The organism is Micromonospora sp. WMMD558, assembly GCF_049315255.1.
GTDB lineage: Bacteria > Actinomycetota > Actinomycetes > Mycobacteriales > Micromonosporaceae > Micromonospora.
This window is the reverse complement of sequence record NZ_CP186061.1, coordinates 3896392-3912735: the sequence shown is the minus strand read 5'-3', so window position 1 is coordinate 3912735 and position 16344 is coordinate 3896392. Positions and strand designations below refer to the sequence as shown.

Sequence of the window (16344 nt, the reverse complement as noted above, 5' to 3'; positions counted from 1 at the left end):
GGCCCGGGTGGCTCCTGGCCAGGTGAACACCGACGGAGGTCAGAAGGAGAGTGGCAGTGGAGGAAGCGGCGTGGATCGGGTCGCTGGCGGCGACCGGCGCGGGGGCGCTGGTCGGCGCGGCCGCCAGCGACGCCTGGCAGACAGCCCGCGACGGCGTCGTCGCGCTGTTCCGGCGGAGCGGGCCGCGCCGGGCCGCGCTCGTCGCGGCGCAGCTCGACACCGATGCCGCGATGCTGGAGCAGACCGACCCGGCCGATCGCGACCAACTCCGCCGGCAGCTGCTGCCGGCCTGGCGGACTCGGCTGGCCGATCTGCTCGCCGAGCACGCCGATGAGGTCGGCGCCGACAGCGCCGTGGCCGCCGAGCTACGCACGGTGACCGCCGCCGTCCTGGCCGAGCTGTCCGCACCCCAGCAGACCTGGGTGCAGCGGGTTCACGCGTCCGCGCCCGGCGCGATCGCCCAGGGCGTCCAGGGCGGCGGAAACATCGTCAACCACTACGGCGAGGCGGCGCCGACGCCCGCGAGTACCGACCCGGCGGGCAGGTGAGCAGCACCGTCGGCTCGCGCTACGTCCAGCATGTCACCGCCACCGCCGGGTTCGCCTACGGCGTGATCGGCGCCGACATCCATGTCCTCGGCGACGGCACTCCCCTGTACGTGCTGGAAGACCACCGCTCCGCCCGGCCGCCCGACTCGGTGTGGCTGCTCGACGTGCCCAGCCGCATGCTCGACGCCCGCTACGCCGTCGTCGACTTCACCGGCCGCCGGACCGAACTCGCCCAGCTGCACGCCTGGCGTACCGATGTCGGGCGGCGGCTGGCCGCCCGATGGCTGCACGCCCCGGGTGGGCAGGGCAAGACCCGGCTGGCCGACCAGTTCGCCGCCGAAGCGCGCGCCGCCGGCTGGAAGACCGTCACGGCCACCCACGGCCCGGGCGCTGCCATCCCCCAGCCCGGCAGCCAGGATCTACGCCTGGACGGCTCCGCCGGGCTGCTGCTCGTCGTCGACTACGCCGACCGGTGGCCGCCCAGCCACCTGAACTGGCTGCTCAGCAACGCCCTGCTCGGCCAGCCCGGGATGGCCACCCGCATCCTGCTGCTCGCCCGGATCCCGACCTGCCCACCCGCCCTCGTCAAGACCCTCACCGATCTGCAAGCCGGCGTCTCGCACCAGTGTCTCGGCCCGCTGCTCGCTCCCGCCGGCGACCGGGCCCGCATGTTCACCGCCGCCCGTGACGGGTTCGCCGCCCACTACCCTGCCACCGACACCAGCGGCATCGAACCGCCGGTTCGGCTCGACCATCCGGACCTGGGCCTGACCCTGGCCGTCCACATGGCCGCCCTCGTCGCGGTCGACGCCCACGTCCACGGTCGACGCCCACCCGACGACGCGGCCGGACTGACCTGCTACCTGCTGGAACGCGAACACCAGCACTGGGAACGTCTCTACCAGCACCGCAACCACGACGGCCACCCCACCAACCTGGAGTACGAGAGCCCGCCGGGCGTCATGGCACAGGCGGTGTTCACCGCGGCGCTGACCGGGTCCGTCGACCATCCCACCGGCAAGGCCATTCTCACCGGTCTCGACCTGGAAACCCACCCACAGCGCATCCTCGCCGACCACGGCGACTGCTATCCACCGGCCGACCCGACCCGGGTGCTGGAGCCGCTGTACCCGGACCGGCTCGCCGAGGACTATCTCGCCCTCACCGTCGCCGGCCACTCCGCCCACCACCGCAGCTTCCCCTGGGCGGCCCCCACCGCGATCGCCCTGCTCACCCGCGACGCCGACGGAGCAGCCCCGGCGTGGGCGCCCCGCGCGATCACCTTCCTCGCCTCGGCAACGCAACGCTGGCCCCACCTCGGCACGGCCACCGTCCACCCGCTGCTGCGCACGGACCCGAAACTCGCCATCGACGCCGGCAGCGCCGCCCTGATCGCCCTCAGCGACCTCACCCATCTACCACTCGACACACTCAAGGCCATCGAACGACTTCTACCCCGCGACCGGCAGTTCGACCTCGAGCCGGGTGCCGCGGCGATCACCCGTGCGCTCCTCCGCCGCACCGACACCGCCACCACCGACCTCGCCGACCTCGCCGACCTGCAGGACAGGCTCAGCAGGCGACTCGTCCACGCCGGCCACTACGACGAGGCGCTGGTGCCCGCCCAGGATGCCGCCGAGGCGTACCGGCGGCTCGCCGAGGCCGACCGCGCCCACCTGCCGCAACTCGCGGCAGCGCTGGACAGCCTCTCCCAGCGTCTGGCCGAACGCAGCCGCCATCACGAAGCGCTCGCTCCCGGCCGGGAAGCGGTCGACCTGTTCCGACACCTGGCCGACCTCGAGCCGGCCGTGTTCCGGCCCCTGCTCGCGGCGTGCCTGCACAACCTCAACATGCTCCTCGGCGACCTGGGGCGCCTTGAGGAGGCCCTGACGGCGGCCCAGGAAGCGGTCCACCTGGTGCGGGGTCTGATCGAGAGCGACCCGTCCACCGACCCGAAACTGCTCGCCGGGTCGCTGCACAACCTCGCCGTCCACCTGGCGAAGCTGGGGCGGCGGGAAGAGGCACTGGCCGCCGGGCAGGAAGCCGTCGCCATTCAGCGGCGGCTGGCGCAGGACAGTCCGGCGCGCCTGCCCGGCCTCGCGACGATGCTGAACACCCTCGGTCTGGACCTGAGGAACCTGGGCCGCCACGAGGAGGCGCTGGCCGTTGCCGAAGAAGCCGCCGACAAGTACCGGCGGCTGGTCGACATCAACCCGGCCGTGCACCGGCCCGGACTCGCGATGACGTCGTACAACCTCAGCCTCCACCTGTCGGCGCTGGGCCGCGACGAGGAGGCGCTCGCCGCCGCGGCGGTCGCCGCCGACCTGTACCGGCGGGTCGCCGAGGCCGACACCGCCGTGTACCTGCCCGCGCTCGGAGCGTCGCTCGACCGCCCCGGCCGGCTCCTGTCGAAGCTGGGCCGGCGACAGGAGGCCCTGGCCGCGCACCAGGAGGCCGTCACCATCCACCGACGGCTCGCCGAGGTCAACCCGACCGCCTACCAGCCCGGCCTGGCCATGGCGCTGACCCGCGCCGGCGCCGAACTGGCGGGGGTCAGCCGGCGGCGAGAAGCCCTGGAGAGCAGTCGAGAAGCAGTAGCGCTCTACCGGCGTATCGCCGAACGCCATCCGACCGCCCACCTGCCCGGCCTGCCCTACGCACTGTACGGATTCGCATGGGTACGTGCCCGGGTGGGACGCGAGCTGCGCCAGGCACTCTCGGCGGTCCGCGAGGCCATCGCGCTGTACCGCCCCCTTGCCGAACAGGAGCCGGACACCTTCGGTCCGGAACTGTGGTCGGCACACCGCACCCAGGCCGATGTGCTCGACAAACTCGGTCGTAAGGCGGAAGCGGCGCAACTACGTCACGCGCTCGCCACCGCGGCAGCCACCGTACCCCGCACCAACTCCGGCGGGCGAGCGCGATCCTCGGCAGCCGATGGTCCGCCTGAGCGGAATGGCGACGCCGGTCACCGTGCCGGGCTGTCCGGTGGGTCGAGGGAGAAGTAGTCCTCCTCTTCCTGCGTCAGGTGCAGGCGGAGCACGGCGTCCAGCCCGTACAGGGTGGCCAGCAGGTCGGGCACCGCGTCGCGGCGCAGTCGACCGTCCGGTTGTTGCGCCAGGTGGCCGCCGATCCGGTCCACCAGCCGGCTGATCTCCACATGTGTCCGGCTCATCGTCGAGGTCGCCTCGTCGCTGCCGAGCGGGCCAGCGAGGGCCGGATAGAGCTGCCGCTCCTCGGCCGCCTCGTGTGGCAGGACCTCGTCGACCAGCCGGCGGTGCACCTCGCGCAGCGCCGGCACGCACTCCGGCGCGTCGGGGCGGGTCGCCACCAGGTCGGCGGTGTCGCGCAGCCGGTCCAGCACGCCGCGCACCGCGACGTGCTCGCCGGCGTACCGGTCGAGCAGTTCCCGGGTCCGCGGCGGGACGTCCCGGCGGCGCACGCCGCCGCCGAGGGCGCGCAGCGCGTTGAGGATGACCAGCACGTCGATGCCCTCCTGGAGGAACGCGCCGGCGACCGGAGGCAGCCTGCCAGCGGCGGCGAACGCCATCGCGACGACGGCCAGGCCCATGCCGACGGTGGCGCTCTGCACCGCGATGCGGCGCGCGTACCGGGCGATCTCGACGGCGTCGGCGAGCCGGTCCAGCCGGTCGACGGTGAGCACCGCGTCGGCCACGTCGGCGGAGGCGGTCGCTCCGGTGGCGCCCATCGCCACGCCGACGTGCGCCTCGGCCAGGGCCGGCGCGTCGTTGACGCCGTCGCCGACCATCACGGTGACCGCCTGCCGGGACTCCGCCCGGACCCGGGCCACCTTCTCCTGCGGCGAGCACTGGGCGATCACATCGTCGACGCCGACGGTCTGCGCCACCTGCCGGGCGGTACGCGGCCGGTCACCGGTGACCATGATCAGCCGGCGGAGCCCCGCCTCCCGCAGCCGCCGCACGGTCCGCCGGGCGTCGGGGCGTACCGGGTCCTCCAGCAGGATCGCCCCGAGTGGGGCCCGGTCGTCGCTGACCCAGACGGTGGAGTGGCCGGCCAGTTCGGCGCGCTCGCGTACCTGGTGCGCCCACTCGGGCGGATCGCCGACGAGCTGGCCGACCCGGATCATCCGCCCCTCCACCCGGCCGGTCACCCCGCGCCCCGGTTCCTCGGTGACGTCGGTCGGTTCGGCCAGCGGCAGCCCCCGGTCCCGGGCCTGCCGGACCAGAGCCGCGGCCAGCACGTGCGGGGAGAGCTGCTCGACGGAGGCGGCCAGGCGAAGCAGTTCGTCCCGGTCGCCGCCGGGCGCGACGACCGTCTCGGCGGCCCGGGGGTGGCCGGCGGTGAGCGTGCCGGTCTTGTCCATCAGCAGGGTCCGGGCGCGGCCGAGCAGCTCCAGCGAACCGCCGTCGCGGACCAGCACGCCGCGCCGGGCCGCCCGGGACAGCCCGGAGACGATCGCGATCGGCGTGGCCAGCAGCAGCGGGCAGGGGGTGGCCACCACCAGCACCGCCACCGCCCGGAGGAACTGGCCGGTCAGCAGCCAGGCGGCGCCGGCCAGCAGCAGGGTGAACGGCACGAACGCGGCGGCGTACCGGTCGGCGAGCCGGACCATCGGGGCCTTCCGTGCGGTGGCCTCCTCGGCCAGCCGGACGATCCCGGCGTACGTGCTCTCCGCCGCGTTCTTCGTCGCCCGCAGCCCGAACCCGGCGCCGGCGTTGACCACGCCGCTGGCCACCTGCTCGCCGGTGGTGCGAGTGACCAGCTGCGACTCGCCGGTGACCACCGACTCGTCCAGCGTGGCGGGCTCCTCCACGGTCCCGTCCACCGGTACCGCGTCGCCGGGGCCGACCACCAGCCGGTCCCCCACCGCCACCCGGTCCAGCGGCACCACCTCGATCCCGCCGTCCGGGGTACGCCGCCGGGCCTGCCGCGGCGCGCGTTCCAGCAGCGCCCGCAGGTCGCGGGTGGCCCGGCGCTGGGCGTAGTCCTCCAGCGCCTGCCCGGTCGCGACCATCACCGCGATCACCGCGCCGGCCAGGTACTCGCGGACCAGCAGGGTGCCGACCAGCGCCAGCACGGCGACCACGTCGACTCCGAACTGCCGATGCCAGAGCTGCCGCAGCGTCGACCAGACGGCCGGCAGCAGCGCCACCAGGGTCACCGCCGCCCAGATCAGCTCGGCCGCACCCCGCAGCCCGGCGGACCACAACCCGGCACCGACCAGCACGGCCAGGGTGAGCAGGGTCAGCGGGGCCCACTGGCGCCAATCCACCCGGTGCCGCCGCACCGGCCGCTCCGGCACGCATCCACCCGATTCCGCTCCCACCTGCGGATCGTCTCAACGGCGCGCGTCGCCGGACCGGGCAACCGGGGCAATCCGAACGAGGGCGAAGGGCCCGGGCGCGGGGGCCGGGTCCTGCCCGACGGCCGGTTCGTCATCGCCGCGCCGGCAAACCGCCTGTTCGACCGCGAACCACCCGCGAGCAGACGTACGTTTCTTCTCTGGATCTACGGTGCGCGGGGGTGGTGCGGTGGGCGAGCCACGGGAGGCTTTCGTCGAATTGCAGGACCGGCTGCGCCGGCCGGGTACGGCGATGTTGGATCGGCTTCGGCGCGCCCAGGCCGAGGACGGGCGGGTCGATGCCGAGGATCTGGCGCGGGCGGCAGGCGAGTTCGGCTGGCCGGTGGCGGCCGTGACCGGCTCGGCGACCTACTACGCGGACTTCGCGGAGGGTCGCCGTGGCGGGCGGCACGTGCGAGTGTGCGAGGGCACCTCCTGCTTCGTGAGCGGCCAGGGCGAGCACACCGCTCGGCTGGAGCGGGCGCTGGGCGTGCGGCTGGGCGAGCGTGCCGCGGACGGGTCGGTATCGCTGCAAGGGGTGCGCTGTCTCGGGTACTGCTACGACTCGCCCGCCGCACTCGACGGGGAGCTACCCGCCAGCGGGGAGACTCTGGGTGGGCTGTTCGGTGACCCCTTGGCCGCACAGCGGCGGACGCGGCCCGGTTGGGTCGAGCCGGCGAAGATGCGGGCGGCGGAGATCCCGTACGCGAGCGCGGTCGATCGGCCGGTGGTGCTGGCCGGGTTGCTCGGTGGCGAGCAGCCGTGGACGGTGTGGCCCAGCGTGGTGGCGACCGGATCACCGGAGCGGGTGACCGCCGAGGTCGCCGCCTCGGGCTTGCGTGGGCGGGGCGGGGCCGGTTTCCCGGTGGCGGAGAAGTGGTCGATGGCCGCCGGCGAGCCCGCGCCCCGGTACGTGGTGGGCAACGGCGACGAGGGTGATCCCGGCTCGTACGGGGATCGGCTGCTGATGGAACAGGATCCGCATCGCGTCCTGGAGGGCCTGGCGCTGGCCGGTTTCGCGGTGGGCGCGCGGCACGGGCTGATCCTCGTCCGCTCGGAGTACCCGGTGGCCGCCGATCGGCTGCGTGCCGCGGTGGCGCAGGCGCGAGAGGCCGGCCACCTGGGCGAGCGGGTGCACGGCTCGCCCGTCGACTTCGACGTGGAGATCGTGGTGGGCGCCGGCTCGTACGTGGCCGGGGAGGAGACGGCGCTGCTGCACGCCCTGGCCGGGCTGCGGGCGGCCGTGCGGGCGCGCCCCCCGTACCCGACCAGCCACGGCTTCCTCGGACGGCCGACAGCGGTGAACAACGTGGAGACCCTGGCGGCCGTACCGTGGATCGTCCGGCATGGTGGGGCGGCCTACGCCCGGCTGGGCCACCCGGACGAGCCCGGCACCAAGCTGGTCTGCCTGAGCCAACGGTTCCGCCGGCCGGGCGTGTACGAGGTGGAGTTCGGCGTGCCGCTGCGCCACCTCGTGACCGATCTCGGCGGCGGCCTGCGCGAGCCGTACCAGCTACGCGCGGTGCAGGTCGGCGGCCCGCTCGGCGGCTTCCTCACCCCCGACCAGCTCGACCTGCCGCTGCTGACCGAGCCGCTTGCGACGGCCGGGGCCGCGATGGGCCACGCCAGCCTCGTCGCGGTCGACTCGACCGTACCGGCCGCCGCGATCCTGCGGCACGCGTGGGCGTTCGGGGCGGCGGAGAGCTGCGGCGCCTGCACCCCCTGCCGGGTGGGCACCCGCCGGGGCATGGAACTGGTCGAGCGGCTCGGCGAACCTGAGCAGGCCGGGGCGGTGCTCGCCGACCACGAACCACTGCTCGACGTGCTGACGGCGGCGAGCCTGTGCGCGTTCGGGCGTGGGGTGGCCTGCGCGGTGCGCAGCCTGCTGCGGGTGTACTCCGACGAGCTGCGCCGAGCGGCCCCCACCGGCGGCGGGGGCGGATAGATGCGGTTGTCCGTCGACACCATCGGCGTCGAGGTGGGCGCGGGGGCCACCGTGCTGGACGCCGTGCGGGCGGCCGGGGCCGTGGTGCCGACCCTCTGCTACGACGAGCGGCTCACCCCGCAGGGGTCGTGCCGGGTCTGCCTGGTCGCGGTCCAGGGGCGGGCGGTGCCGGCCTGCACCACCCCCGCCGCCGACGGGATGGAGATACAGACCGGCGGTGAAGTCGCCCGCAGGCCGGCGCGGCTCGCCCTGGAACTCCTCGTCTCCCAGCTGCCCGCGCGGGCGCTGGACATCCCTGCCGAGCGCAGCGAACTGGTGCGCGCCTGCCACCATTTCGGCCTGACCGCAAGCCGCTTCGACGGTGCGACCCGCAACGCGGGCGTCGACCATTCCCACCCGTACGTCAAACTCGACCGGGACCTGTGCATCGCCTGCAACCGGTGCGTACGCATGTGCGCCGAGGTGCAGGGCACGTTCGCGCTCTCCCTGGCCGGTCGTGGGTTCGACACCGTCGTCGTCGCCGGCACCGGCGGGCCGTGGGTCTCGTCCCCCTGCGTGGCCTGCGGTGGCTGCGTCGACACCTGCCCGAGCGGGGCGCTGTCCGAGCCGGGGCTGTCCGACCCGCGTCCGATCAGCCGGACGACCACCACCACCTGCGGGTACTGCGGCGTGGGCTGCACCCTGCGGGTGCACGTACGCGACGATGCCGTCGCGGCGATCACCCCCGTGCACGACGCCCCGGTCAACCGTGGCCACGCCTGCGTCAAGGGCCGCTTCGCCCACGCCTTCATCCGGTCCCGGGAGCGGCTGACCACCCCACTGGTCCGCGACGGCGGTCGTGACTCGCCGTTGCGGCCCGCGTCCTGGCGGGAGGCTCTCACCGTCGCGGCGACCCGGCTGGCCGCCATCCGCGACCGCCACGGGCCCGACGCCATCGGCATGATCTCCTCCGCACGGGCGACCAACGAGGAGAACTACCTCGCCCAGAAGTTCGCCCGCGTCGTGCTCGGCACCAACAACATCGACAACTGCTCCCGGCTGTGCCACGCCCCGTCCGCGGTCGGGCTCACCGCGTCCTTCGGCCACGCCGGGGGCACCAACTCCGTCGACGACCTCGACCACACCGACTGCATCCTGATCGCCGGCGCGAACCCGACCGAGGCCCACCCGGTCATCGGCGCCCGGCTCAAACAGCTGGTGCTGCGCGGTGCCCGGCTCGTCGTCATCGATCCCCGCCGCATCGACCTCGCCGAGATGGCCGACGTGCACGTCCAGGCCGGACCGGGATCCAATGTCGCCGTCTTCAACGGCATCGCCCGAGTGCTGCTCGACGAGGGATACGCCGACCGGGAATTCCTCCGCACCCGGGCCAGCGGGCTCGCCGAACTCACCGCGCTGCTGGCCGACTATCCGCCCGACCACGCGGCACGGCTCGCCGGCGTCGCGCCCGGGACGCTGATCGAGGCGGCCCGCCTCTACGGGGCCGCGCGCCGCCCGGCGATCCTCTACGGCCTCGGCATCACCGAACACGCCCACGGCACCGACGGTGTACGCACCCTGGCGAACCTCGCCATCCTCAAAGGCGCGGTCGGAACCCCCGGCTGCTGCGGCGTGCTGTCCATGCGAGGACAGAACAACGTGCAAGGCGCCTCGGACATGGGTGCCCTGCCGGACATGCTGCCCGGCTACCAACGCCTCACCGACTCCGGCGTCCGCGCCCGGTTCGACCGAGCCTGGCACGCGGAGGTACCCGCACGGCCCGGCCTGCGCATCCTGGACATGTTCGCCTCCGCGATCGCCGGCCACGTGCGCGCGATGTACGTCATCGGCGAGGACATCGCCCAGACCGACCCGGACAGCGGCAACGTGCGCCGGGCACTGGCCGCCTGCGACCTCGTCATCAACCACGACGTGTTCCTGTCCACCACCGCCGAACACGCCGACGTGGTGTTCCCCGCCGTGCCCTTCCTCGAGAAGGACGGCACCTTCGTCAACTTCGACCGCCGCGTCCAGCGGGTCCGCCCGGCGCTGGACCCGCCCGGACAGGCCCGCAGCGACTTCGACATCCTGCACCTGCTCGCCGCCGCCATGGGTGCCGACCTCGGTTGCCCCACTCCCGCCGACGCGATGGCCGAATGCGCCGCACTGACCCCCACCTTCTCCGGCATTTCGCACACCCGGCTCGACCGCGACGGGCCGCTGCACTGGCCCTGCCGCAGCCCGGACGAACCCGGCGAAGGTCGCCTCTACCTCAACTCGTTCGCCACCCCCGACGGCCGGGCCGCACTCGCGGCCCGGCCGCACCTGCCGCCCGGCGAGCAACCCGACGCCACCTTCCCGTACGTTCTGATCACCGGCCGCCGACTGGAGCACTACAACAGCGGATCGATGAGCCGCCGCACCCCCAACCGCCAGCTCCGCCCCCGCGAAGTGCTCGACCTGCACCCGGACGACGCCGCGCGGCTCGACCTGGCCGACGGCGACCTCGTCGACGTGACCAGCCGCCGGGCAACCGTCACCTACCCCGTCCACCTGACCGACACCGTCGCCCCCGGGCAGATGTTCACCACCTTCACCTTCCCCGACATCCGTACCAACGCCCTGACCTCCGACGCCACCGACGCGGAGACCGGCTGCCCCGAGTACAAGGTGACCGCCGTCTCCCTGAGCCCGGTCAGAGCCGGACGCCGAGTCGAGAGCCTCGCGGTCGTGCCCGGCCGCCCCGGCTGATCCCGGACGAGGCCGGCGGCGAACGCTGCTGCCCGGGTCGCCGGATCTCGGCGGGCGCGGCCGGGTGCCCGGTGCCAGTTCATACCCGGCGTACCCGCGCAGGTCCGCGTCCGGCCGGTTACGAACCCCTGTCGGGATGGTGATCGAAGTCGTTGACCGGGGCGTGTTGACTTGGGTGACGTAGTGGCGAGCTGATCGACCTGGCGAAGGGTGGTTCCCGTGACCGACCGTATCGAGCGATCGGATGCCGCGCCGCCGGCCGTCGACGTCGCGGTCGCCGCCGCCCGGGTCGCGGTCGCCCGCCTCGCCCCCGAGGAACTGGCCGTCTTCGACGAGCTCGCCGCTGAATGGCGGAGACGGCCCGAGCGGGTCCGCTGGTCCGCGCCGGGACGGTCGGTCGGCTTCGGCGTCGAGACGGTCCTCGTCACCGAGGTCGCCCTTCAGGCCGCCGGGCAGGCCGTCGCCGAGGTACTCGTCCTCGGCGGGGCCCTGCTGGGCCGACGTTGGTGGCGGCGCCGGCAGAGCGAGCCACCGGTGGTGGTCGGGGTCGTCGAGCCTGGCGAGGGGGGAAAGCCGCCGCGGTTGGCGCTCACCGCTGAGCAGGCCCGCCGGCTGCGGTACGCGTGCCGTCAGCACGCCACCGCGCTGGGCCTCGACGCCGCGCGGGCGCGGGTCCTCGCCGACGCCGTGGTGGGTGCCCTGCATCTCGACTCCGAAGCCACGTGACAGCGCCGTCGACGCAGCGATCCGCGCCGGCGCCGCTCACCTGGCTGTACGTGCTCGTCGCCGCGCTGACCGCCAGCTTCGGTGCGATGGTGGGCGACCTGGTGTTCCACGCCTACCGGCCGCTGGCGGCCGGGTACGCGGTGGCCCTGACCGGGTGCGATCGGGCCTTCCCCGGCTACCCGTTCACCGGGCCGGACCATGACCTCGCGACGGTGAACGCCTTCCTTGGTTGTATGCGCGAACCGACACAGCTGCGCGGCTGGACCATGCTCGCCGGCGCCGCGCTGCTGGTGGCCGGCCTCGCCGTACTCCTGGTGCTGGTGCCGCTGGTCGATGCCACCCGGCTGCGGCGGCACCGGCTCGCGCTGCCGGCCGCGCAGGAGCGTTTCGCCGTGCTCTGCGCCGAGGCCGGGCTGACCGGCCGGCGCGCGCCTCAGCTGATGGTGGCCGGTCCGCCGGTGCGTGAGGCGTTCACCACCGCCCGGCCTGGAGGGCGGCCGTTGGTCGTGCTGCCGGCGGCGGTCGCGGCAGCACACGCCGATCCGGCCCGCTTCGACCCGGTCGTCCGGCACGAGCTGGCACACGTCCGGGCGCGTGACGTGGCCTGGGTGTCGACCATGCGTGGGCTGCCGTGGGTGGTTCTTCCGGCGGTGCTGGCGGTGGCGGCCCTGCGCCCCCGGGACAACTGGCCGGCCGTTACGCCGGCGCTGGTCCGCTCGGCGATCCTGGTCGCGGCGATCGCGCTGCTCGCGGCGGCGCTGCTGCGGCTGCGCGAGCACGCCGCCGACCGGCTCGTCGCCGACGATGGCGGCCCGGACCCGCTCGCCGCCCTGCTGGCCCAGGCACCGGCCGGCACGGGACGGGCCGGGCCGCGTCGTCTGCTGCGCCGCGCCCTGGGCCGCCATCCGGATCCCACGGCGCGGATCGCGGCTCTGTCGGCACCGGCGGCCACCTTCGATGGCGGCTTCACCCACGCCCTCGTCACGGCCGTCGTCACCGTGACCGCGATGGGCGCCGCGAACGGCGTCGCCCACGCCCTGGACGCGACCCGTGACGCATCGGGGCCGCCGGCCGTCGTTGCCGGGCTGCTGTTCGGTCTCGGCCTCACCCCGGCGTTGTTCCGCCGCGCAACCGCCAACCGCGGCGCCGACGGTGCCGGGGTCTGGTGGCGGCCGGTGGCGGGGGCGGCGGCCGGCTTCGTCGCCGGGGCGTTCCTGCTGCCGGTCACCTCGGGGATCGACGCGGTCGCCTTCCCCGGAGGCACCACCGACCCCGGGTCCGCGCTGAGCAACGCCGCCGTGACCGCCGTGGCGGGCACCTCGCTCACCGTGCTCTGTGTCCTCGTCGCGCGGCTGCTCGCCGACGCGGCCCCGTCGCCCGACGTGCGCGACCGCACGTGGCGGGCGGTGAGTTACCTCGCTGTGGGCGCCGTCGTGGCCCCCGCCGTCTGGGCGGTACCGGTCGCCTCGCAGGCCGTCCGTTCCCCGCGCGGCTACGTCCACGACTGGTTCGTCTTCTTCGCGCCGACGGTGTGGTGGTCGCTGTCGGCGCTCGTACCGCTGGCCCTCGCCGTGCTGCTCCGTCGCAGGGCGGGGCGGGGGTGGTGGCTGGTGCCCGCACTGGCCGCCGCCGGTGCCACGCTTGCCGCCGCCGCGGTGGCGGCGGTGCACGCCGCCCGGCATCCGGCTCGCACCGTCGCCGAGTTGATGGCGGTGCTGCAGGACGGGCAGTGGGCGGCGGCACTGGCCGGCTGGGCGGTCCTGGTGGCCCTCGGTGTCCGGCGTCGACGGCACGCCGTTTCGACCGCGATCGTCGCCGCCTGGACGACGACGGCGGCGGTCGGCGTCGCGCTGCACGTCCAGTCGTTGGTCGCCGGCTTGCCGCCGAACCTGTGGCGGTTCCGGATGCACGCCGTCGCCCCGCTGGTGTGGCTGCTGTACCTGACAGTGCTCACCGTCCCGGCACTCGCGGCGGTGGCTGCCGTCCGGAGCCGGAAGCCCCGGACCGCGTCCCGGACGCCACCCCCGCCGCCGCCGGCGGCGGCGCGGTCGGTGCCGGCGGAGGTCTCTGGCGGAGGTACCGATCCGGTGCACGCCGCACGAAGGTGGGCAGCGCCGCTCGGCGCCTCCGGCGTCGCGCTCGCCCTGGCCCTGCTGGCGAGCGGGCCCGCCGCCGCGCTGCTACGCGCTCCCGGCACCGCCAGGTACGCCGCCGCAGCCGCCGTCACCGGATCGCCGTCCCCGACCGCCCGCCCACCCGCACCGCCGCCCCCGCGACCCGGCCACGCCGCCGACCCGGGCCGGTTACTGACGAAGACGGAGGCCGAGACGGCGGCCCGAGCGGTCAAACCGGCCCTGCCGGCTCACTGGCTGTCGAAACCGTGGAGCAAGGCGCCGGAGAACCCCATCACCCCCGACACCTGCCTACCGTTCGTCCGCGACCGGTTCCTGGACCCGCTCACGCCACACGAACGGGTCGACACGACGCTCCGCTACGAGACCCGACCCGGCCCGGTGCCGCTGGCCTCCACCACCCTCGAAGTCGGGGTCACCTCGTACGCCGACCGGGTCCCCGCGACGGTGCTCACACAGGCCGAGGCCGAACGCGCTGCGTGCCGCCGCTTCGTCACCCGCGGAGAACCACCCATCACCGTCGACGTGGTGCCAGGGGCCGCGCCCGGCCTGGGCGAACAGTCCTGGCGGGTCGACCTGCGGATGTCCGCCGCCGGTTCCGGGATGACGCTGACCGGGACCTCCGCCTACATCCTGATCCGCATCGGACACAACCTGGTCAGCGTGCAGATGACCGCCGTCATGGAACCGCTGGACGACAACCTGCTCCGCCAGGCGGTGACCCGCACCGTGGCCGCCCTGTCGGCGCCGCTCACCGCTGCCCCGGCCGCCACGCCGGCCCGACAGCTCCCGGGCCCGTCCGCACCGTCGCGCCTGCCGCGCTGACGCGCATCCCGTTCGCTGGCCGGCACAGCAGCATCGACCTCAGGTCAGCCGGTGCGAACGAGCAACGGGCGCGCTGGCGGGGCCGCCGCCGTTCCCCACCCGAGGGGGAAGCCGACGGAAACGTTGGCGGCATCCCGTGGAAGCTGTCTAGGGTCAGGGCGACAGCGGCACCAGCGGCACGGGACACGACCCATGGATGCGTTCCTCGAGGCGGTGTGGGACACCAGCACCGTGACCGGTCGCCTGGTGACCACCCTGGTGATGATCGTGGCGGCGGCGCTGTTCGCGATCATCGCAGGGCGCCTGTCCACCCGCCGGGTGGACGACACGCACACCCGCTACTACCTCCGCAAGGCGGTGCACTACGTCACCGTCGCGGTGCTGCTGATCGGTCTGGCCATTCTCTGGCGGCCCTTCGCCGGTCGGATCGGCGTCGTCGTCGGGCTGATCGCCGCGGGCCTGGCCCTGGCCATGCAGGAGGTCATCGGTGCCTTCGCCGGCTGGATCAGCATCCTCACCGGTCGTCAGTTCCGGGTCGGCGACCGGATCCAGATGTGCGGCGTCCGCGGCGACGTTCTCGACATCACACCGCTGCGTACCCGGATCCTGGAGAGCGGGTCGTCCACCGACCCGGAGTCGTGGATCCGTGGACGGCAGTACACCGGGCGGGTGGTGTCGCTGTCCAACCGGTTCGTGTTCACCGCACCCGTCTACAACAGCAGCACGGTGCTCGACCATCTCTGGGAGGAACTCACCCTGCCCATCCGGTACGACGCCGACTGGCACCTGGCCGAACGCATCCTATGGGAGGAGGCGGAGTCGATCTCCTCCACGGCGGAGGCTCGGCGCGCGATAGCTCAGATGCGACACCGCTACCCGGTCGCCGAGGCCGAGGTCGATGCCCGGGTCTTCATCCGCGCCACACCGAACTGGGTGGAACTGACCGCCCGCTTCGTGGTGCCGGTACGCGCCGCCCGTCAGGTCAAGGATCAGGTCACCCGCCGCGTCCTGGACCGCCTCGCCGAGCACGGTCTGCGCGTGGCCTCGGTCACCCAGGACATCACCGTCCGCACGCCATCGACGACGGCCGACGCGGCCATGCAGGCTGAGCGATGACCGCCTCGCCCGGTGGAAGTGTCCCCACCCACGTCCGGCCGACCTCCCCCCGCCGACGACTGGTCCGCGGATGCGGTTCCGCCGGACAGAATCGGGTACGCCCGCAGGATGGCAGGAGAACCCAGCCCGGAGCATGTGTACGTCCGGGCCCGGTCGGAGGGCGAGCGCCGGCTGTCGATGAGCGCCCTGGAACAGGCGTCCACGGGGTTCATCGCGGGGGTCACCATCGTGTTCGGGATCGTCGCGCTGGGCGTCGCCCGCGAACTGGCGGCGCCCGATTTCGCCTCCGGGGTGGGGCACCTGGTCGGCGCGCTGGCGTTCGGCATCGGTCTGGTCTTCGTGGTCGTCGGCCGCACCGAACTGTTCACCGAGAACTTCTTCGACCCCGTGGCCGCGGCGGTGGCCCGCCGGCGGATCCCGGCCGTCTGGCAGCTCGCGCGGCTGTGGATCCTGGTGCTCGTCCTCAACTTCGTCGGCGGCGCGGTCATGGCGGCCGTGTTCACCGTCGAGGGAACCCTGCCGTCCCGCGCCCATCACACCCTCGCCCTCGTCGCGGAGGAGATCGCCGCGAAGGGAGGCCTTGGGACCTTCACCCGGGGCATCGCCGCCGGAACCCTGCTGACCCTGCTGTCGTACCTGCTGCACGCCGTCGGCTCCGCCGGTAGCCGCATCGTCCTGGCGTACGTGGTCGGCTTCTTCCTCGCCCTCGGTCCGTTCGACCACGTCGTGGTCTCCGGCCTGCACCTGTTGTTCGGCATCTGGCTCGGCGCCCACGTGTCCTACGCCGACCTGGGGCTCAACGTCGTCCTCTCGGGTGCCGGAAACCTGCTGGGCGGCCTGCTGCTGATGACCCTGACCCACGCTGTGCAGGTCAGGTCCAGCGCCTGAGCCGACCGGCCGGACTGTCCGACCCGGCGACCTCGGCACCTGTGACCCGGGCCGGCTCGGCCTTGCACCGAGCCGGCCCGGGTCAGCCGATCATGGTCGCGGGCTGCGCCG

Annotated in this window: 9 protein-coding genes; 8 read left to right on the top strand and 1 reads right to left on the bottom strand. The window is 74.1% G+C overall.

Going from position 1 to position 16344, the window contains the following annotated elements:
- Positions 1-56 precede the first annotated feature (56 nt).
- Positions 57-548: a hypothetical protein gene (locus ACN26Y_RS18770; protein WP_422733148.1), complete on the top strand. Its 492-nt coding sequence runs from the start codon at positions 57-59 to the stop codon at positions 546-548.
- Positions 545-3556 (top strand): tetratricopeptide repeat protein, encoded by a 3012-nt coding sequence (locus tag ACN26Y_RS18765; RefSeq protein ID WP_422733147.1) that lies wholly within the window; start codon positions 545-547, stop codon positions 3554-3556. Before ACN26Y_RS18770 ends, ACN26Y_RS18765 begins: the two co-directional genes overlap by 4 nt.
- On the opposite strand, the gene ACN26Y_RS18760 is transcribed toward ACN26Y_RS18765, so the two are convergent.
- The gene (locus tag ACN26Y_RS18760) at positions 3517-5856 is read right to left on the bottom strand and encodes a heavy metal translocating P-type ATPase (RefSeq protein ID WP_155331534.1); all 2340 of its coding nucleotides are present in this window, start codon (positions 5854-5856) and stop codon (positions 3517-3519) included. The genes ACN26Y_RS18765 and ACN26Y_RS18760 overlap by 40 nt on opposite strands.
- Before the next feature lie 205 nt (positions 5857-6061).
- Here ACN26Y_RS18760 and ACN26Y_RS18755 point away from each other — a divergent pair, with 205 nt between their 5' ends.
- The 6 genes from ACN26Y_RS18755 to ACN26Y_RS18730 all read left to right on the top strand — a co-directional run bounded on the left by ACN26Y_RS18755 (position 6062) and on the right by ACN26Y_RS18730 (position 16233).
- Entirely contained in the window at positions 6062-7816 is a 1755-nt protein-coding gene (locus ACN26Y_RS18755; RefSeq protein WP_422733146.1) for an NAD(P)H-dependent oxidoreductase subunit E, read from the top strand.
- Complete coding sequence (gene fdhF, locus ACN26Y_RS18750; RefSeq protein WP_422733145.1) at positions 7817-10546, top strand: formate dehydrogenase subunit alpha; 2730 nt, start codon at positions 7817-7819, stop codon at positions 10544-10546. It begins immediately after the preceding gene.
- 219 nt (positions 10547-10765) lie between these two features.
- Complete coding sequence (locus ACN26Y_RS18745) at positions 10766-11272, top strand: hypothetical protein (protein WP_155331532.1); 507 nt, start codon at positions 10766-10768, stop codon at positions 11270-11272.
- Positions 11269-14229, top strand: coding sequence for a M48 family metalloprotease (locus ACN26Y_RS18740; protein WP_422733144.1), 2961 nt, complete (start codon positions 11269-11271; stop codon positions 14227-14229). The genes ACN26Y_RS18745 and ACN26Y_RS18740 overlap by 4 nt, the downstream gene beginning before the upstream one ends.
- Before the next feature lie 192 nt (positions 14230-14421).
- Positions 14422-15345 (top strand): mechanosensitive ion channel family protein, encoded by a 924-nt coding sequence (locus tag ACN26Y_RS18735; protein ID WP_155331530.1) that lies wholly within the window; start codon positions 14422-14424, stop codon positions 15343-15345.
- 108 nt (positions 15346-15453) lie between these two features.
- Positions 15454-16233, top strand: coding sequence for a formate/nitrite transporter family protein (locus ACN26Y_RS18730; RefSeq protein WP_155331529.1), 780 nt, complete (start codon positions 15454-15456; stop codon positions 16231-16233).
- Positions 16234-16344 lie beyond the last annotated feature (111 nt).